Origin of the sequence: Shewanella sediminis HAW-EB3, from assembly GCF_000018025.1 — a bacterium.
GTDB lineage: Bacteria > Pseudomonadota > Gammaproteobacteria > Enterobacterales > Shewanellaceae > Shewanella > Shewanella sediminis.
In genome coordinates, this window is record NC_009831.1 from 260,612 (window position 1) to 277,099 (window position 16,488).

At 45.3% G+C, this 16,488-nt stretch carries 14 protein-coding genes; 12 read left to right on the plus strand and 2 right to left on the minus strand.

Annotated elements, in window-relative coordinates:
* Positions 1 to 168 precede the first annotated feature (168 nt).
* The 6 genes from SSED_RS01160 to SSED_RS01185 all read left to right on the plus strand — a co-directional run bounded on the left by SSED_RS01160 (position 169) and on the right by SSED_RS01185 (position 7,640).
* Positions 169 to 1,119: a DmsE family decaheme c-type cytochrome gene (locus SSED_RS01160; RefSeq protein ID WP_012004366.1), complete on the plus strand. Its 951-nt coding sequence runs from the start codon at positions 169 to 171 to the stop codon at positions 1,117 to 1,119.
* A gap of 14 nt (positions 1,120 to 1,133) precedes the next feature.
* Positions 1,134 to 3,143 (plus strand): MtrB/PioB family decaheme-associated outer membrane protein, encoded by a 2,010-nt coding sequence (locus SSED_RS01165; RefSeq protein ID WP_012004367.1) that lies wholly within the window; start codon positions 1,134 to 1,136, stop codon positions 3,141 to 3,143.
* A 34-nt stretch (positions 3,144 to 3,177) separates the two neighbouring features.
* Entirely contained in the window at positions 3,178 to 5,694 is a 2,517-nt protein-coding gene (locus tag SSED_RS01170; protein ID WP_012004368.1) for a DMSO/selenate family reductase complex A subunit, read from the plus strand.
* 14 nt (positions 5,695 to 5,708) lie between these two features.
* A complete protein-coding gene (locus SSED_RS01175; RefSeq protein ID WP_012004369.1) occupies positions 5,709 to 6,386 on the plus strand; it encodes a DMSO/selenate family reductase complex B subunit in 678 nt (225 codons plus the stop codon).
* A gap of 77 nt (positions 6,387 to 6,463) precedes the next feature.
* Positions 6,464 to 7,123: a TorD/DmsD family molecular chaperone gene (locus SSED_RS01180; protein ID WP_012004370.1), complete on the plus strand. Its 660-nt coding sequence runs from the start codon at positions 6,464 to 6,466 to the stop codon at positions 7,121 to 7,123.
* 40 nt (positions 7,124 to 7,163) lie between these two features.
* Positions 7,164 to 7,640: a hypothetical protein gene (locus tag SSED_RS01185; RefSeq protein ID WP_012004371.1), complete on the plus strand. Its 477-nt coding sequence runs from the start codon at positions 7,164 to 7,166 to the stop codon at positions 7,638 to 7,640.
* A gap of 39 nt (positions 7,641 to 7,679) precedes the next feature.
* Here the strand turns inward: SSED_RS01185 and SSED_RS01190 are convergent, their stop codons facing one another.
* Positions 7,680 to 8,435, minus strand: a complete 756-nt coding sequence (locus SSED_RS01190) for a TetR/AcrR family transcriptional regulator (protein ID WP_041421483.1) — start codon at positions 8,433 to 8,435, stop codon at positions 7,680 to 7,682.
* A gap of 243 nt (positions 8,436 to 8,678) precedes the next feature.
* Between SSED_RS01190 and SSED_RS01195 the strand changes: the two genes are divergently transcribed.
* The 5 genes from SSED_RS01195 (at position 8,679) to SSED_RS01215 (ending at position 14,256) form a co-directional block, all read left to right on the plus strand.
* A complete protein-coding gene (locus SSED_RS01195; protein ID WP_012004373.1) occupies positions 8,679 to 9,287 on the plus strand; it encodes a thiol:disulfide interchange protein DsbA/DsbL in 609 nt (202 codons plus the stop codon).
* Positions 9,288 to 9,295: 8 nt separating this feature from the next.
* Positions 9,296 to 9,931: a disulfide bond formation protein B gene (locus SSED_RS01200; RefSeq protein ID WP_012004374.1), complete on the plus strand. Its 636-nt coding sequence runs from the start codon at positions 9,296 to 9,298 to the stop codon at positions 9,929 to 9,931.
* A gap of 60 nt (positions 9,932 to 9,991) precedes the next feature.
* The gene (locus tag SSED_RS01205; RefSeq protein ID WP_012004375.1) at positions 9,992 to 10,735 is read left to right on the plus strand and encodes an outer membrane protein OmpK; all 744 of its coding nucleotides are present in this window, start codon (positions 9,992 to 9,994) and stop codon (positions 10,733 to 10,735) included.
* Between the two features lie 33 nt (positions 10,736 to 10,768).
* The gene (locus tag SSED_RS01210; protein WP_012004376.1) at positions 10,769 to 12,472 is read left to right on the plus strand and encodes an aryl-sulfate sulfotransferase; all 1,704 of its coding nucleotides are present in this window, start codon (positions 10,769 to 10,771) and stop codon (positions 12,470 to 12,472) included.
* 785 nt (positions 12,473 to 13,257) lie between these two features.
* The gene (locus SSED_RS01215; protein ID WP_012004377.1) at positions 13,258 to 14,256 is read left to right on the plus strand and encodes a LysR family transcriptional regulator; all 999 of its coding nucleotides are present in this window, start codon (positions 13,258 to 13,260) and stop codon (positions 14,254 to 14,256) included.
* Positions 14,257 to 14,473: 217 nt separating this feature from the next.
* Here SSED_RS01215 and SSED_RS01220 read toward each other — a convergent pair whose 3' ends face one another.
* Positions 14,474 to 15,439 (minus strand): LysR family transcriptional regulator, encoded by a 966-nt coding sequence (locus tag SSED_RS01220; RefSeq protein ID WP_012004378.1) that lies wholly within the window; start codon positions 15,437 to 15,439, stop codon positions 14,474 to 14,476.
* Between the two features lie 531 nt (positions 15,440 to 15,970).
* On the opposite strand from SSED_RS01220, the gene SSED_RS01225 reads away from it, so the two are divergent.
* Positions 15,971 to 16,471, plus strand: coding sequence for a DUF2726 domain-containing protein (locus SSED_RS01225; protein WP_012004379.1), 501 nt, complete (start codon positions 15,971 to 15,973; stop codon positions 16,469 to 16,471).
* Positions 16,472 to 16,488 lie beyond the last annotated feature (17 nt).

The window sequence follows — 16,488 nt, forward strand, 5'->3', positions numbered from 1 at the left end:
ATCACAGGTTCCCTGTATTTATTAATTGCCTCTCAGTTTTATTTAATTGTTTTTAACAAATGAAGTTTTATATTTAATTACCTTAAAATATTTATATCTGAGCTGAATGTTATTAATTGTTTTATTGCGGTTAATAGCTTGGTTTATTATTTATGTAAGGTCGAGTTAATGATTTATCGCGTTTTCTACAACTTATTATGTGGGGTGATCACTGTCTTGTGTTTATCCCTAAGTGCACATGCCGTTCCCTGGCAAAATCTCACCGGTGAACAACTTGAACAAAAGTTAGCTGAAAAATTCTCGGCTGGTGAATACTCATCGAAAGGCGCCGACTCCTGCTTGATGTGTCACCGTAAAGATGAAGCCGTGATGGCTATTTTCGATGGTACCCACGGCATGATGAACAGTAAGCAGTCGCCAATGGCGGGCCTGCAATGTGAAGCCTGTCATGGTCCTCAAGGGAAGCATAACAGGGGCGGCAAGGAGCCGATGATCGCCTTCGGTACAGACAGCAAGCTGTCGGCCTCCGCGCAAAACAGTGTTTGTCAGGGGTGTCATAACGACCCTAAACAGATGGCGTGGCACAGCAGTACCCATAACCTTGAAGAGGTGGCATGTGCCGACTGTCATACTCTGCACAGCGCCAAAGACCCCGCTCTGGACAAGCTCAGTGTGAATGACACCTGTAGCTCGTGCCATACCAAAGAAAAAGCCGATATGAATAAGCGCTCATCTCATCCTTTGAAATGGGACCAGATGACCTGTATCGATTGTCACTCTCCTCATGGTTCTATGAGTGAAAGCGCTCTGAATAAGCCGACGATTAATGACACCTGCTATTCATGTCACAGTGAAAAACGTGGTCCGGTTTTGTGGGAACACGCACCGGTCACAGAGAACTGTGTCACCTGTCATAACCCTCATGGCAGCGTCAATGAAGGCATGCTGAAAAGCCGTGCGCCTCAACTCTGTCAACAGTGTCATGCACCCGACGGTCATGCCAGTCGAGTGGTGCAGGAACCGGGAATGGATGCCTTCGGCGGTGGTAAGAGTTGCTTGAATTGTCACAGCAAGATCCACGGTTCTAACCATCCGTCAGGCAGCTTGCTGCAGCGTTAATAGGGAGCAATATCATGGGATTTAAACTCAATATCATCACGGTGTCGCTCCTGGCTGTTTCTGGCTCGGCGATGGCTACAAACTTCGGTGTCGGTAACGCCAATACTGACTCGATCAATATGGATAAGTACCAGTGCAAACGTTGTGTCTCGACCAATGGATATATTGGTGAGGTCTCAGTCTCGGCGGGTTACAACTCAGTGGACGATATCCATGCGGGGAACGCGCTGGGAAGTGCCGAAGATGGCGCCATCGCCGCCGTGAGTGGTGATATCCGTTATCAAAATGAGACCGGGTACCGGGCACAAATTCAAGCTCACCAGTTGGGCATGGATAATGGCTTTGCCAATATCAAGGTGGGAAAGTCTGGCCTCTACGAGCTGGAGCTGGATTATCAATCGCTTAAGAGTTATCAGGCGGGCGATGTGCAGAGTCAGCTTTGGCATGACGATGGGATGTTAACCCCCAGCAGCTACACCAATGAGTTTGATCTGGCGCTAAAGCGCGAGAAGTCGGCGATAGGCTTCAATTATGGAGAGGGGTTTTATAACACCTTCATCCGCTATAGTCAGGAAGAGAAAACGGGTCATCAATCGAGCAGCCTGGTCGCGCCAAGTCCGGTCAACTTCGGTTTGCCTGTCGATGCTACCACTAAGCAGCTCGATGCAGGCGCATCGTTAGCCGGCGATAACTGGTTAACTGAGTTGAGCTATTTCGGTAGTTATTACGGCAATAACATCAAAGACCTGAGCCTGCCTCATATGAATGATGTCTATTCTGCAACGCCGGATAATGAGGCTCATCAGGTGTCACTCTCGGGTCAGTACCAGTTTAATCGTACCGTGATGAGTGGCCGTCTCGTGACGGGACGAATGATCCAGGATGACGCGCTTATCCAGATGAGTGGTAATCCGCTGCAAAGCTGGGATGGGCAGATAGATACCTTAGATGGTCGTTTTGCGGTGACCTCCATGTTGAGCAATCGCCTGCGTTTAGGTGGTAGCGTCGATTACAGCAAACGCGATAACAAGAGCTCTGTGTGGGAATTTACCCAGTACAGTTACAACGGCTTAAGCGGCTCATTTAAGCAAAATGTGCCCCAGGATATCGAGCGCAACACCTATAAGGTCAATGCCAGTTACCGCATTGCCAGTGGTTACCGTCTGCAAGCCGGTTATGACAGGAAAGAGGTCGACCGTAGCTATAGCGAACGTGAGCAGACCAATGAAGATAGCCTGTGGGCCAAATTTAATGTGAGTGCCTTCGACACGTTCAAGGTCAATCTTAAAGCCAGCCACGGCAATCGAGGTGGTTCGGATTATGAAGTTGACGAGGTCACCTCTTCACAAGAGAACGCCTTGATGCGCAAGTACTATCTTGCGGATCGTAAACGTAATGCCGTTGAGCTTAAGGTTAATCACTCGCCTCTGTCCTGGATGAGTATCGATGTTACCGGGCGTTATGCCAAAGACGACTATGACGCCACCGAGATAGGCCTGACAGAATCGGAAGACTTCGGCTATGACGTCAATCTGAGCCTGCAGTTCAGTAAGCATCTGTCGGCCTACGGTTTTGCTGGTCAGCAGTGGATTAACTCGGCACAAGCCGGTAGCCAGAGTTTCAGTAGCCCGGACTGGAACGCCGATATCGAAGATGAGTTTATCAATATCGGTGCCGGTTTTAGCTATGGCGGTCTGATGCAGGACAAACTCACCTTAGGCGGTGATTACCTGTTCAGTAATTCAATCAGTGACACCTCGGTCGGGGGGACCCTGGTTACGACCAATGGTAGCCAGCCATACGGTGATTACTTCTCCTATAACCACAGCGTGCGTATGTATGCCGATTATGCCTTGAGCAAACAGATGGCATTGAAGCTGAGTTATCAATATGAACGTTATTACGACACAGATGCGGCTCAAGTCGCGACGAATGCTGTGCCGGGGCTAACCACGTTAGGTGAGCTTAACCATGACTATAACGCGCACGAAGTGATGTTGTCGTTTAGCTATTTGTTGCGCTAAGGCGCAGTGCGGAAAATCGCAAGAGGAAATATTAATGGAACGCAGAAGTTTCTTAAAAATGAGTGCAGCCATGGGTTGTGCAGCAAGCGTAACAGGTTGTAAAACCAGTTCAGATGATGCCAATGTTGTACCACCACAGCCACCTGTCGGTGAAGAGCAAATAACCTGGTCATCTTGTCTGGTTAACTGTGGCTCTAACTGCCCGGTTAAAGTGTTTAGCCGTGATGGTGTTATTACACGCGTTGAAACCGATCACGACGTTGCCGATGGCGATGATGTTTACCAAGTGCGCGCCTGTGCCCGTGGTCGTTCACTACGCCAGCGCACCTATGCCGTCGATCGCTTAAAAACACCGATGAAGCGTGTTGGTAAGCGTGGTGAAGGTAAGTTTGTGCCTATCAGCTGGGATGAAGCGGCAAAAACTATCGGTACTAAGCTAACGTCTGTGATTGCCGAGCATGGCAACAAGGCTATCTTCCGTAGCTATGGCTCTGGGGCTTACTATGGTTTCGCTTCTAACGCCTGTTTTAACCGTCTGTTTAACTTAAACGGTGGCTGCCTGAATGCCTATGGTAACTACTCTTGGGCACAGCAGATGGAAGCGGCTAAGCATACCTTCGGTACCGGTAGTACTTCGGGGTCATCGACGGTGACTCTGGCAAACAGTGACTTCCTGTTGGGTGTGGCTTATAACCCAAGCGAAATTCGTCAGTCGGGTTCGGGTGAAGGTTATGACTACCTGAAGGCACTGCAAAAGAGCAACGGCCTGAAAGTCGTGATGATCGATCCTCGCTACACTGACTCTATGTTAGGTAAAGAGTCTAAGTGGTTGCCTATCCGCCCGGGTACCGATGCGGCCTTTGCTGAAGCCATCGCTTATCAGATGATCAGCTCTGGTTGGGTCGACCAGAACTCACTCAGCTTTATCAACAAGTATGCCGTAGGTTTCGACGCTGCCTCTATTACTGCGCAAAAAGAACTTTTTGCAAATAGCGGCGATGCCACCAAGCAAGAATACGCTAAGGTGATGAAGCCGGAGGAAAACTACCGTGATTACATCTTAAGCCAGGGCGTCTACGCCGATCAGCCGTTGAAGACGTCTGAGTGGGCCGAAAAAATTACCGGTATTCCGGCTGCGCAGCTTGAGCAAATTGCGACCGACCTACAAAATGCTAAAGCCCCCTATATCGTCGTTGGCGCCGGTGTTAACCGTCAGGCCAATGGTGAACAAAGCATGCGCGCGCTTTACATGCTATCTGTATTGACGGGTAAGTTGGGTACCTTAGGTGCATCGAACGGTGAACTGCCATCCATGAGCGGAATGTACCGCGCCGGTATTCCAACGGGTAGCAACCCGGTTAAAGAAAGCATCTCATTCTTTACCTGGTCTGAAGCTATTCATAACGGCGAAACCATGACTGCACGCAGCCACGGCGTTCGTGGTACCGACGGTTTGGACACGCCACTGGGCACCAATATCAAGGTCATCATCTCTGCGTCAGACAGCTCGCTGCTGAACCAACATGCCGAGATCAACAACACCGCTAAGATCTTAGAAGATGAAACGGGTGTTGAGCTGATTGTCAGCTGTGATTGCTGGATGACTCCAGGGGCTAAGTTTGCCGATATCATCTTGCCCGATACCAGCTGGTTAGAATCAAATGACTTAGTTAACGACAGCTATGCCTCCGGTGCACTGGGTTACATCACGGCGATGAAGTCGGCGATTGAACCTATGTGGGACTGTAAGTCTATGTATGAAGCATCAGCACTGATTGCTAAGTACATGGGTTGTGAAGCTGAATTCACCGAAGGTAAAACTGAAGAGCAGTGGCTCGAAGAGTTATACCAGAAGACCAAAGACAGCAGCACTAACTTAGGCGTCGTGCCAGCCTTCCCGGCGACTTACAAAGAAGCACAAGAGATTGGCTTCTTCCGTAAAAACATGAACGACAACCATGTTGCGCTTAAAAGTTATATCAATGGCGGTAAAGCACTGTCGACCCCAAGTGGCAAGATTGAGATCTACTCTGCCGAGCTTGCATGGCGAGCAGCTAACTGGGATCAAGAGCTTACGACTGACGTTAAGGGTGACACCATCACAGCAATTCCTCAGTACACAGTGACTTGGGATGGTTATGAAGATGAAGACACCAGCACTGATTACCCAATTCAGTTAGCGGGTTACCACACCAAGGGTCGTACTCACTCAAGCTATCACAACGTGCCTTGGCTTCGTGAAGCGGTTGAAGATGCGGTTTGGGTGAACCCAATGGATGCTGCAGAGAACGGTCTGAGCGCTGGCGATAAGATTGAGATGTATAACGAACGTGGCTCGATTGCCGTTAAGGTGCGTATCACTCCACGTGTCGCACCTGGTGTGTTTGCGTTGGGTCAGGGTGCCTGGTTTAAGCCAGGTAACACTGTTGGCAGCACGGGTCACATCATAGATGAAGGCGGCGCGATCAATACGCTAACCCGCTATCAGCCAAGCCCTGTCGCTAAAGGCAACCCACAGCACACTAACCGTGTTGCAATTAAAAAGATTTAAGAGACTAGTTAATTATGACTCAACCAACTCAATATGGTTTTTATGTAGACAGCACTAAGTGCAGTGGCTGTAAAGCATGTCACGTGTCTTGCAAAGACCGTCAAAGCAACGAAATTCGTAATAACAGCAACCCGGAAGGCAATGCCTTACCTGCACTCGAGGGCGTAACCTGGCGTCGTGTGTATGAGTATGGTGGCGGAGAGTGGACCAAAGGTAACAATGGCTGTTTTGAGCAAAATGTATTTGCTTATTACATGTCTATCGGCTGTAACCATTGCTCTGAGCCAGTATGTGTGAAAGCCTGCCCTACCGGCGCTATGCATAAACGTCGTGAAGATGGTCTGGTTCACGTGGCTCAAGAGCTGTGTATCGGTTGTGAGAGCTGTGCTCGAGCATGTCCATACGATGCGCCGCAAATTGATCGCGAACGTAAAGTGATGACTAAGTGTGATGGCTGCTTCGAGCGAATCGCCGAAGGTCGTAAGCCTGTGTGTGTCGAGTCTTGCCCGCTACGTGCACTGGACTTCGATACTATGGATAACCTACGCGCTAAATATGGCGATGGAGACGGTCATATTGCTCCGCTGCCATCACCTTCAATCACTTCGCCTAACCTGATAATCAAGGCTAACGTCAATGGCCGTCCGGCTGGCAGTGGTGAAGGGCAGATCTTAAACTTATCTGAAGTTTAATTTCATAGCGGTTCTAATATTATTGAACCGTGTCAGGCGCCCATCAGGGCGCCTTTAATTTGTATATTGAGTCTATTATGCCATCAATCAACACATTCGATTTTCAAGCAGGCCAAGGGATAGCACGTATTCTGCACAACGTCCTGCTCAGTTATCCGACAGGCGAACTGTTGAATAACTTTAAGCAATATGAGGTCGTAGAGACCTGGCCCGAGTTCGGTCAATCACAAGATAACCAAACGGGAAAAGCAGCACTGAGTCGGTATCTGTCTCTGTACTCGGATGAGCAGTTAGATGAGTTGAAACTCGATTATGGTCAGCTATTTTTCGGACCCGAAGAACCCAAAGCCATGCCCTGGGGCTCGGTATACCTGGGAGAGGCGCAACTACTCAACGACAGATCGACACTAGACTTGATAGCCTTCTATAAGCAGCAAGGGATCGAATTTGAGCTGGAGTACAATCAGCCGCAGGATCATATTGCCCTGTTTTTTTCCGTGATCGATCGGCTTCTGGGCCTGTTAGTCGAAAATCCCGATGATGAATCCGTACGACGAACCTTGAGTGTGCTACTGCAGCATCATATGTTGCCATGGTCACATCGCTGCCTCGAGTTGGCCATTGAGCATTCACAAACCGATTTCTATTCAGGCATTGCCCATCTGGCGCTGGACTTTCAAAAGGTATTAGCTGAAGTGTTTCAGGTGATCCCCATGCCGGTTCGTTTGTATCGATAGTTATTGTTATAGAAATTGACGAGAAGGTAATGAGGTTGAGATGAGCGTGATTAAGGCATTTGGCCAGCAACATACTAAAGCCGAGTTTGCCTACCTGTTGCAAGGCTATTTAAGTCAGAGTGCCGAAGTGTGCGAGCTGTTCACCGGTGCCACTAACATGACTACCGTGGTTAATCTTATTGCCGCATTGAGCTATCGGGAGAGTGACGAGCGTTTTGCTGTGACCTCACTCGACACCGAGCTGGTGTTTTCCGTGTTATTCGATGGCTTTCACCTGTTGTTTATCAAAGAGGTTCAGCATGGCTCTTTAAATCAGGCCGAGCATCTTATTCTGCGGTTAACGCAATATTATGCGGCGAAACTCGAAGCTGATTTTGTACCTGAACTAACTGATGGCTCTCGAACAGAGCAGCATCTTGAGCTTAGAAATAAATTAAAGCAGGTGCTTATAGCATCGTCACAACTGGATGATTTATATCTGCAAAGGCGAGGGATGCAGAGTAACATGGGGCGTTAAATCCTATGTTCACATCGAAGGAGTACGCTTATTATTCGATTATTTATCTTCGATATCATATATAAGGTTGTCAATATGGTGATCGGATAGCTGTTCATTTACATGTGTGACTAACTCTAATACACGATTAAAACTACTATCACTAATTGCTGTTTTCCACTCTAACTGTTTTAACTCTTCATTCATCGAATCAAATATTTTGCTAAGTGGCATGTTTATTATGTTTTCACGGAATAGATAATTATTAGCTAATAAAGAAAAGCCTCTTTCGGTGATTGATACCATAAGTAAGCATTCATCAATCTGAGCATCTGATGCCGTCATCTCCCCCTGTTCCCTTGCCATCATTAAGAACTCTCTGTTTAGAGTAAACCAGGTATCCAAGAGCTGTCTGGTTGTCGAGATCCTCTGATGGGATGCGTGCTTCCATACGCAGGGGATTGCGGCCAGGAACTGTACTCCACCTTCATCAATATCCCGATGTTGACGATATACCCAGATCATCTGCATCGCGAGAAAGCGCTCGGCGAAACTATATCTATGCTGACTTATCTCCCGACTGGCCTGAACTCCCCACTTTCCGATATAGCGGTTAAACAGACTCACGGCAATATCTTCCCTATTGGAAAAATAATTATAGAGGGTGTTCACCGAGCAACCTGACTGCCTGGCGAGTTCCAGTAGGCTCAGGGAGAAAAGTCCATTTTCTACTATGGCTTTTTCGGCTGAATCTAATATCGCTGAAATTCGTTGTCTTTTTAAACTGGTTCTGTTGGCCATTAATTTGGTCAGCAAATGTTATTGTGCATTTATTATAGATTATATGGATATTCTATTTCGTGAACTGTTACTCATACTTGTCGTGGTTTGGTGCGATTTGTAGCTTGAATGGATCTATGTCACATTTAAATTAACATTGGTGAAAAGATTCCCCATATTTTAACTTTGAATAGTCACATTAATAAAACCTCTCTGGTCATACAATTTCCCCAAGTTTTGAAATAGCAATTTAGGGCTATTAATTTCAAGGGGATTAAAATGATAAAACTTCTTTCTACTGCGGCTATCCTGCTTTCGTTTGGTGCATCCGCGGCCAGCTTCACTCAAGGTGAGCATTACGTTGACCTGGGTGAGGCGGCGTTCAATGCACCTAATCAAGTGACCAAAGTTTACTCGGTTAACTGCCCATTCTGTTACAAATATGAAAAAGCGGTCATACCCGGTTTTGTTAAAAACTTGCCGGATGGAGTGAGCTTCGACTCCTATCACATCACGACTAAGCCCCCTTTCGGCAAAGAGAAGGCGACGGTAATAGCGGTGGCTAAGGTATTGGGCGATAAGCAGTATAAAACGGCCAAGATGGCTTATTACAAACACATTCATGACGATAAGAAAAAGTTTAGCTCTGCCGAAGATGCGATCTCCTTTGGTTTGAAAGCCGCGAAGATAGATAGTGTGACTTTCTCTGCCCACAAGGATACATCAGAGGTGAAAGCGCTACTGACTCAATGGGATCAGGGAGTGGCCGTGGCTAAGGTGAGAGGCATTCCGGCTATCGTGGTTAATGGTAAGTATTTAATCAACACAAAAACTATCACCAGCATGACAATGCTCGATGAGTTGACTGCTGAACTGTTGGAGAAATAGGTCCTGTTATGAATGCTATTTCACAAGGTTGGCAGGACCTTAAAACTGCACCAGTTAGCACACTACAGCAATGGCAAGAGCAACGTTGGATATGGCTCCTGATGAGTGGCGCAGCCGCATTTCTAATCGGCTCGGCGATGGGATATTTCCAGTGGTTCCTGGAGATGGACCCATGTGAGATATGTGTCTACATTCGATTCAGCCAGTTCTGCATCCTCTTTGCTGGTCTGGTCATAGCCATAAACCCTAATCAAGTATTACTTAAAGTCCTGGGCCTGACACTGGCCTGGTATGGCGTCGTGCAAGGCATGATGTGGTCGATTGACCTGTCTATGCTGCACGATGCATCACATGCGATGGATGATGTGATGGCGGGTGGTGGAGACCTCTTTGCCGCAGGCGGCGGTGGAGGTGCTTGCTCTACAGAACCAACATTCCCACTGGGCTTACCTCTGCATGAGTGGTTCCCCTATGAATTTCAACCATCGGGTATCTGCGGTGAAGATGATTGGAGTTTATTGGGACTCAATATGGCGCAGTATTGCATCATCGCCTACTCGGTCTTTGGTATCGCACTCAGCGCCGTGACGTTTGGCTGGATCTCCAGGCTCACTCAAGGGCATTCGAGCGTTAAGGCTCACTAACCTCGATTCTTCAATAGAAGCATCGAGTTAATTTATAAAAATAACCTCAAGGTATTGAAAATGAAGTACTTGCGTAATGTGATAGCGCTGAGTTTGCTTGCGGCTGCGCCGGCCTCACAGGCTGGAATGCTGGCGGTTGAAGCGGGAGTGATGGACTGGAGCCAACAGGCTGAAGATTATTTTGGTGAGGGCAAGAGCGAGAACAGCTTTATACAGATGAAAGGCGCCACGGGAAGTGCATTTGGCGACCTGTATGCACACGTGAAGCTGGAAGATATCGAAGATTCCGCGGCTATAGGATCTGAGATCAATATCGTCGGTCAGATCAATATGGGAGACAGTGATTTTAATTGGTATGGCCAGGTATTCAATAAGCAGAAACCCGTCTGGTCCGAGACCAATACCACCTTAGGAGTGAGCTGGGACAAGCAGTTCGATAACGGTTTGTATGCTCAGCTGGCGCTGGCAGGCCACATAGTCACTGCGGACTATAAGCACTTCAACTCCGACTTCAAGGGGGGATTCAACGGGGGGTATTTTATCTACACCCTGATGAAGGACTTCGATATCGGTGATCAGAATTTTTCCTTTGTCTGGTGGCAGGAGCACTTTTTTGGCCGGGATGACCTCTATTTGAAGCTCTCCGGTGATGGCAAAGATTTTGGTTTTAATGGTTCGGCTATCTTGCGTTGGCATTTTCATGAGCAGATCTCCGCAGCCCTGACCTACCGCTATGCAGAAAACAATATGGGGAAAGAGGGTTTTCATGACGGCGTGTTCTATTCATTGCAATACAACTTTTAATTATCTCGGTAGCCATCGAGAGGGAGAATGATAATGAAAAAATCTATTTTGGTCGCAGCGTTAAGTATTGGATTAATGGGACTCGGCGCTCAGCCTGTCTTTGCCGGTGATGATTGGGCGGATAAATATCTGACTTCGGTCAATACCCAGGGAGAGTTGGGTATCGTTAAGGTTAACCCCTATGATTTCGCTCCGTTGACGGCGCTTATCGATCTTAACGGTTTTGAGATCAGTGATGTTCATGTGCGTGTAGAGCCTAAAAAAGGCGGCGTTGCTATCGACTATCCGGTGACTAAGGAGGGCGTCACGACCCATAACGGTATCCCGGTGTTTGGCTTATATCCGGACTTTGAAAATACCGTAAGCGTCGAATATGTGAAAAATGGTAAGAAGATCAGTGAGAAATATAAGATTAAAACTGGTCCCTTAAAGCCTTTACTGTTCGATGGCCAGGTTAGAACCTTCCCGGAGGTAAAGCCGGTTACCGTGGATAAGAAGTTTAAAGATCGTCTATACATGGTCAATCACTTAGGTGCCGATGAAAACACCGTAGGCTGGGATAACTACCCGGTAGTTTTTGTGACCGACACTAAGGGTGAAGTGCGCTGGTTTATGGATTGGGACGCCGTTTACGATCAAGAAAATGATCCCGGTATCGCCATGGGCTTTCATCAGGCTGATAATGGCGACCTTTATTGGGGATTTGAAAGCTATTATGCCCGCTACGATCTCTTAGGTCGTAAAGTGTTTAAGCGTGATATTCCGCGAGGCTTCAATGGCTTTAGTCATGCTATGAAAGAGATGCCAAATGGCAACTACCTGCTTCGTGTCGCGAAAGAGGATTACCTGCGTAAAGATGGCAAGCGGATCGATACCGTGCGCGATCATATCATCGAAGTCGACCGCAACGGTAAGGTTGTAGAGGTCTGGGACCTGAACAAGATTTTCGACAACATGCGGGACGATCTGCTTAAAGGCTTAGATGCCGGAGCCGTATGCCTGAATGTCGATGAATCTCATGCCGGAGAGACAGCAAAACTGGAGCCAGATGCACCATTCGGTGATCTGCCAGGCGTGGCGGCCGGACGTAACTGGGCACACGTGAACTCAATCGATTATGACGAGAAAGATGATTCGATTATTTTGTCACTGCGCCATCAGGGAACGATGAAGGTCGGTCGAGATCATGAAGTTAAGTGGATTCTGGCTGCCAATAAAGGTTGGGGAGATCTCTCTGACAAGGTGCTAACTCCGGTGAACGCCAAAGGCAAACCACTTAAGTGTAATAACAATACCGGTGAGTGTGAGACAAACTTTGACTTCCCATGGACGCAACACACCTCTTGGTTGACCAGTCGCGGCACCTTAGTGTCATTTGATAACGGTGATGGTCGCAACTTCGAACAGCCGGCGATGCCTACGATGAAGTACAGCCGTGGTGTCGAGTACAAGATCGACGAAGAGAAGATGACGGTTCAGCAAACCTTCGAATATGGTAAAGAGCGTGGATATGAGTGGTATTCACCTATCACTTCAAACATAGAATGGCGTGAAGATAAAGACACCTTCTTCATGTACTCGGCATCGGCGGGTCTGTTTACGGGCGAGCCCGGTAAGCACTTTATTAATGAGGTCACCGAGAAGGGCAAGGTAAAAGTTGAGATGACCATCAACTCTATGGCTAAGACAGAACCTAGCTATCGCGCCCTGATCATCGATCCTAATATCATGTTCTAACAGGTAAGATGCTATAAACTTATCAAGCCTCTGCTATGGCAGAGGCTTGATGCTATCTTTATCCGAATATTTGCCGGATGACTAAGTTAGTCATTCTTAAGTGTCTATTATCATATCGCCGATTATTAAGTGCTTGCTAATTTACCGAAAGCCCAAGCAGGCGATGAACCCTTAAGAATTAATGATGGTATTACGTGAATTTATGACACTGCAAATAGCTTTTTAGGAATAATTCTAAACAGAAATAAAAGCTGTTGAAATGAATATGTTTTAGTTTCCATTGTTTTTATAGAGTGAGTGATATTGTGGCGGAGCCTTTATAACATATGACTGTTATTATATCTTTACTATTACCATATTTTAATTGTTATTAATATTTGCATTGGTAAGGTTTGTGTGCGCAATCAATTCAGAGTTGGTACTTGCTGATTCTATTTTATAACTAATATATAACTTGCGAACATAGATATTGGTTGGATAGATAATTAAAGCCCAAAATTACCCTCAATAACCTAGCTGTCTCGTCCTCCTTCAATGTCTAAGTTATTGTGTTTTATGTGTTAATCACCACCTCTTTAGGGGGCGTCCTCTTGTATTCGTTGCTAGTTATTAGGAATTATGAAAGGTGTAACAGTTTGTATCCTTGTTGTTGGTGTTTGTAAGCTTACCTAATAGTGAGATTAGGTTTAATCTTTAGTTGCAGATGTATATGTGTGATTGATGCAACGGAAAGAAATATTATTTATTGGTAGATTTAACCCTCATTTATTCATGGATGTCTTTTAATGCGAAAGGAACTCTCTAGGTTAGATTATTTCACTCTTAAAGTGCTCATCGGTTTATTTGAGTTTAAGAGTTGCAGTGTCGTGGCTGAGAAACTAAATACAACTCAGCCTAAAGTCAGCCGCGCCTTGAGCTGTCTCCGTGAAGTGATCCAGAATGAATTATTTGTGCGTCAGCAGTATGGCTTACAGCCAAATTCGATGGCCGAAAAAATCTATCCCCTGGCTAAATCGATAGTCGCTACACTGGAAGAGATAGACCTTGTGGCTATGAGTGAACCGGATACGAGACGTGTCGTAAATGTCGCGGTTCAGGAGCATATGTCTGCATTTTTTTTGGAGGCAATATCGGAAGCCAGCGTTCATTTGAACCAGGAAGTAGTCGTCAATGTTCAGTCCTGGTGTGACAATGTTTCCCAGCTGATTGCTCAGGGCAAGCTTGACTATGCGATTACAGTCAATTCAACTTACCACGAGATGATAGAAAACCTCGAACTGGGGGAGGTGCGTTATCGGTTCGTCGTCGCCAAGAAAGGTCATCCCATTTTTCGAAAGCCCCTGAGCTACTCAGGGCTTATCGAGAATCGACTGGTTTTCATCAATTACTGCCAAGTGGGCTCGAAGCCTAACTGGTTCGAATCCAGTGTGAAGCTGCGGGGTGAGGAATTAAAGCTAACCTTAAAGACCTCTAGTCTCAACATGGCGCTGGATCATATCGTTAAATCCGATGATGTGTGTTGTACTGCATCCATTTTTGCCTATCAAAATTTTAAGAATCGTGATGATACTGACTTTTTCGATGCCACAGACTTCAGTCATGTTGAGTTAGCTAAGGCTAAAAAAGAGTTGGCGCCGGCAGAGCATCAAAAAGATTATTATTACCTGCAATATCATCATTCTAATGAGCATGAATTTACTCATCTTTTGTCGGAAATAATGAAGCGTAAACTTGACTTGATGCAAGACGAATATGAACAAGCTAAATCACTCGTCGCGAGCTAACGTCGGGCCGTCGAACCTGGCTAGATGAAAGGTGCCTGATACCGGCGAGTCTAACTTGCTATTTAATCGCTAGGGACGAGTGTCATAGCTGTGTTTAACTCGAGTCAGTATGTTTTGTGTCGATATTTGTCAAAATACTGAGTACTTGTTCACTCACTATTGATGCCCAAGTACAGATGGCTAAGTATTTGAGCCCCAGTATTAATAATGCCAAGTATCAGTGCAGTGCGGTGTTGACTAAGTCTTGAATTTGAGTCGATAACCATTGCAGATTAGGATCTGCTTTGGCTTTATTGTAAACCAGATATAAAGTTGGCACTTTGATTTGCATATAGAGTCGCTCTGACTCGACATCTGAAATCCGACAAGCATGCAGGTTATGGGTACTGTTTATCATGTTATATATCGAACTGTAGGGGAGCAAGGCAACGGCTTGGGTCGATCTCAGGTATTCAAATATGCCGGATAGACTGCTGAGATCCATCTCTGTGTTAAGTTGGATGTTGTTTGCATCGCAATACGCTTGAAATGGACTCCTTTTTTGTTTGGTGTCATCAACATTCACGTTAACAAACGGATACGCTGCAATAGATTCTAAGGTGATCTCTTGCTTGAGTATTGGATGTTCATGGTGACAGATGAGAAAGAGTTTATTCAGTTTTTTTAATGGTATGGCTTCGAGATTCTCATCAATATTCTTGATGTCATCAATAATATTACAGCAGCAGAGGCCTATATCAATTTCACCGGTGACGATACTATCTATTGATTTTCTTGTGCAGGTTGAGATATTAAAGCTCATATCTTTTCCTGCATTCCTAATAGAGGTTAATAGTACCTTTGGGAATGTGTAGGAGATAAGGTCTGGTGAGGCTATTTCAAAATGGTGAGCTAGTTCGACACTATTTTCACAGTGTAGCTTTTGCAAGCTTTTCGAACATTCTACAATTTCCTTCGCAATTGGATAAATTTTTCCTGCGAATTCATTCGGTACCAAGCCATATTTTTTTCTGATAAATAGCTCATTACCAAAGAGCTCTCTGGCATGCTTGAGGCATCGACTAATTTTCGGTGCGGGAATGTTTAACTTGTGAGATACAGAAGTTGCCGATTTACTCTCATAGAGATTAACCAGTATATTTAAACTCAATAAATCCAAGTCACTAAAAGTTATATCCCTCATTATTAATGCCTCTTTTAAATGATGTTTGCTTTTCCATAATAACTAATTTGAATTTTATTATATCATTTTATTCAAGTTGCTTTGTAAAACTGTTTGTTAAGTCACTAATTTGGTTATTCACATATTCGATACTAAATATATCAATATTGAATGACTGGAAGAATATTGGTTTTAAATTTGAAATTTTTCTTGTTTTTGTAACCAATTGTTTTTAAGGCCTATAGTTGCACTCGCCGCTGCCTGTTGCCAGCTTTGGTTGTATTTGTTTCAAACTCGTTTCTTGATTTTTGGCGCTCTAGCTTGATGTTTTGTGAAATTTCAAATGCTGAAATATACAAATTCAGCATTTGAAATTGTTTTCTTGTTAATTGTTGAATTTGGTAGTTTAAGCTGGCCTTGATGTTTAAATATGAAAATAACAATAAATTTGATTGTTTGATTTAAATCAAGGTTTTAATTGTGGTCAATACGAATACTAGCTGTGCGTTAAAAATGAAATCAAATAATTAAACTGTAGTTTTGGAGGCGTTTATGAATGCATCAGTAATTTTTAGCTATGCTTTTATGTACTTTGTATTATTCCTTGTGGTGCCATTTGTTCTAGTGACATTCACCATGACCTGTATAAAGTTTTTTAAACCAAACGATACGGAATCCGTAGGAGCTAAAATAAAGTTTAGCCGTCACCCAATGGAACCTAAGTCGGTTGGGTTTATTAATAAGTTGAATACGATCGTTAAAGATAAATACAATGTTTTATATGGAACCTGTCTCGATAGCATACTGGATATTGACAAAGCGGAAACGCCTGACGATGTCCACTCCTATTTGAGAGGATGTCATCTGGATTATGTCCTGGTCGACAGTGAATCATCATCGGTAAAACTGGTGATCACCGACCCTGAGCATAACTCACCCGAGCAATCTGAATTTATCGATAATTCATTAGCAGAAGTCGGGGTTAAGGTCATTCACCTCGCCAAGAATCAAAAGTGGGATGAAAGTCTTATCAGAAACGGCTTGGCCGCATAGCACTAATTGAGTGCTGT

Excerpts from the sequence above, each read along its gene's own strand:
- SSED_RS01220 (WP_012004378.1), bottom strand. The coding sequence starts at position 15,439 with ATGAGGGATATAACTTTTAGTGACTTGGATTTATTGAGTTTAAATATA.
- SSED_RS01215 (WP_012004377.1), top strand. The coding sequence starts at position 13,258 with ATGCGAAAGGAACTCTCTAGGTTAGATTATTTCACTCTTAAAGTGCTC.
- SSED_RS01195 (WP_012004373.1), top strand. The coding sequence starts at position 8,679 with ATGATAAAACTTCTTTCTACTGCGGCTATCCTGCTTTCGTTTGGTGCA.
- SSED_RS01205 (WP_012004375.1), top strand. The coding sequence starts at position 9,992 with ATGAAGTACTTGCGTAATGTGATAGCGCTGAGTTTGCTTGCGGCTGCG.
- SSED_RS01185 (WP_012004371.1), top strand. The coding sequence starts at position 7,164 with ATGAGCGTGATTAAGGCATTTGGCCAGCAACATACTAAAGCCGAGTTT.
- SSED_RS01225 (WP_012004379.1), top strand. The coding sequence starts at position 15,971 with ATGAATGCATCAGTAATTTTTAGCTATGCTTTTATGTACTTTGTATTA.
- SSED_RS01210 (WP_012004376.1), top strand. The coding sequence starts at position 10,769 with ATGAAAAAATCTATTTTGGTCGCAGCGTTAAGTATTGGATTAATGGGA.
- SSED_RS01170 (WP_012004368.1), top strand. The coding sequence starts at position 3,178 with ATGGAACGCAGAAGTTTCTTAAAAATGAGTGCAGCCATGGGTTGTGCA.
- SSED_RS01200 (WP_012004374.1), top strand. The coding sequence starts at position 9,296 with ATGAATGCTATTTCACAAGGTTGGCAGGACCTTAAAACTGCACCAGTT.
- SSED_RS01175 (WP_012004369.1), top strand. The coding sequence starts at position 5,709 with ATGACTCAACCAACTCAATATGGTTTTTATGTAGACAGCACTAAGTGC.
- SSED_RS01165 (WP_012004367.1), top strand. The coding sequence starts at position 1,134 with ATGGGATTTAAACTCAATATCATCACGGTGTCGCTCCTGGCTGTTTCT.
- SSED_RS01180 (WP_012004370.1), top strand. The coding sequence starts at position 6,464 with ATGCCATCAATCAACACATTCGATTTTCAAGCAGGCCAAGGGATAGCA.
- SSED_RS01160 (WP_012004366.1), top strand. The coding sequence starts at position 169 with ATGATTTATCGCGTTTTCTACAACTTATTATGTGGGGTGATCACTGTC.